Annotated in this window: 1 protein-coding gene; it reads left to right on the plus strand. The window is 63.9% G+C overall.

Annotation, left to right across the window (positions count from 1 at the left end; genetic code table 11):
• Positions 1-48 precede the first annotated feature (48 nt).
• Positions 49-1,506 carry a cobyric acid synthase gene (locus NW844_RS04215; RefSeq protein ID WP_414333762.1) on the plus strand — a complete coding sequence of 486 codons (1,458 nt, stop codon included), beginning with the start codon at positions 49-51 and terminating at the stop codon, positions 1,504-1,506.
• The last annotated feature ends 108 nt before the right edge of the window (positions 1,507-1,614 follow it).

Genomic DNA, 1,614 nt, shown 5'->3' on the forward strand with positions numbered 1-1,614 from the left:
GCAACCAAGGGTGAGGGATCCGGGGTGAGCCGTTCAGGTCGAGCCTTGATGGTGGTGGGAACTTCTTCCCATGTGGGCAAAACCCTTTTGGTAACGGCCCTCTGTCGCCTTCTCAAGAAAGCAGGAAAAAGGGTTGCCCCTTTCAAAGCTCAGAATATGTCCCTCAACGCCTATGTCACCGCCGAGGGCAAAGAGATCGCCTACGCGCAGGCTCTGCAAGCCTGGGCCGCCGGGATCCCGCCTGCGGTGGAGATGAACCCGATCCTGTTGAAGCCCCAGGGCAACCTGACTTCCCAGATCGTCTTGAATGGAGTGGCGGTGGGCACCTGCCGCGCCGGCGAGTATTACGAACGCTGGTTTGCGCCGGCCTGGCAAGCGGTCAAAGAAGCCCTGGCCCGCTTACAACAGCAGTACGACTGGATCGTTTGCGAGGGGGCAGGCAGCCCGGCGGAGGTGAACCTCAAGCATCGGGATTTGGCAAATATGCGGGTCGCCTTGCATTTGGGATCCCCCACTTGGCTGGTGGCGGACATCGACCGGGGTGGGGCGCTGGCCCATGTGGTGGGCACGCTGCAACTGCTGGAACCGGAAGAACGAGCCCTGATCCGCGGCATTGTTATCAACAAGTTTCGCGGCTCGCGGGAGCTGCTGCAGCCCGGCCTGGATTGGCTGGAGAGCTACACCGGGATCCCGGTGGTTGGGGTTCTGCCCTGGCTGGATTGGGTGCTGCCCCAGGAAGATTCGCTGGGCATCGAGGCCGGCCCCCAACTCTGGGAAAATCGCCGTCCCAGGCGGGAAGACTCCCTGGAAATCGCCGTGGTTCGCCTGCCCCAGGTGGCCAATTTCTCCGATTTCGACCCCTTGCTGGCCGAGCCCAGCGTCCATCTGCGCTGGATTCACCCCGGCCAAAGCCTGGGATCCCCCGATGTCGTCATCCTGCCCGGCAGCAAAACCACCCTCAAGGATCTGTTGGCATTGCAAAAGACCGGCCTGGCCGACCAACTGCGCCACTATTCCGGCCACATCGTCGGCATCTGCGGCGGACTGCAGATGTTGGGGGAAACCCTCGCCGATCCCGATGGCCTAGAGGGAGTTGCCGGCACCTACCCAGGGCTGGGCTTTCTCCCTCTGACCACTGTTTTGCACCCCACCAAAGTTACCCGGCAGGTGCAGACACAAAGCTGCTGGCCCGCTCCTGCTCCCGTCCAGGGGTACGAAATCCACCAGGGATCCACCCAGGCGGATCCCGCTGGCTGCCTGCCGATCTTCGACCAAGAGAACCTGGGCTGGCGGGATCCCACGGGCCGGATTTGGGGCAGCTATCTGCACGGCCTCTTCGACAATCACCGCTGGCGGCGACACTGGCTAAACGAGTTGCGCCGCCAAAAAGGCTGGGATCCCTTGCCGGAGCTGGAAGGCCACTATGCTCAGCAGCGGGAGCAATTGCTGGAGCGGCTGGCGGAGCGGTGGCGGCCCCACCTGGACTTGCGCCTGTTGCTGGAATAGCCCTCACCCCCGGCCCCTCTCCCATCCCAAGCGCTCCGCGCCGCTCACGCGACCACCCCCGGCCCCTCTCCCATCCCTCACCCCCGGCCCCTCTCCCAGAGGGAGAGG

It is taken from the genome of Synechococcus sp. H55.2, from assembly GCF_047462495.1.
Taxonomy (GTDB): Bacteria; Cyanobacteriota; Cyanobacteriia; order Thermostichales; family Thermostichaceae; genus Thermostichus.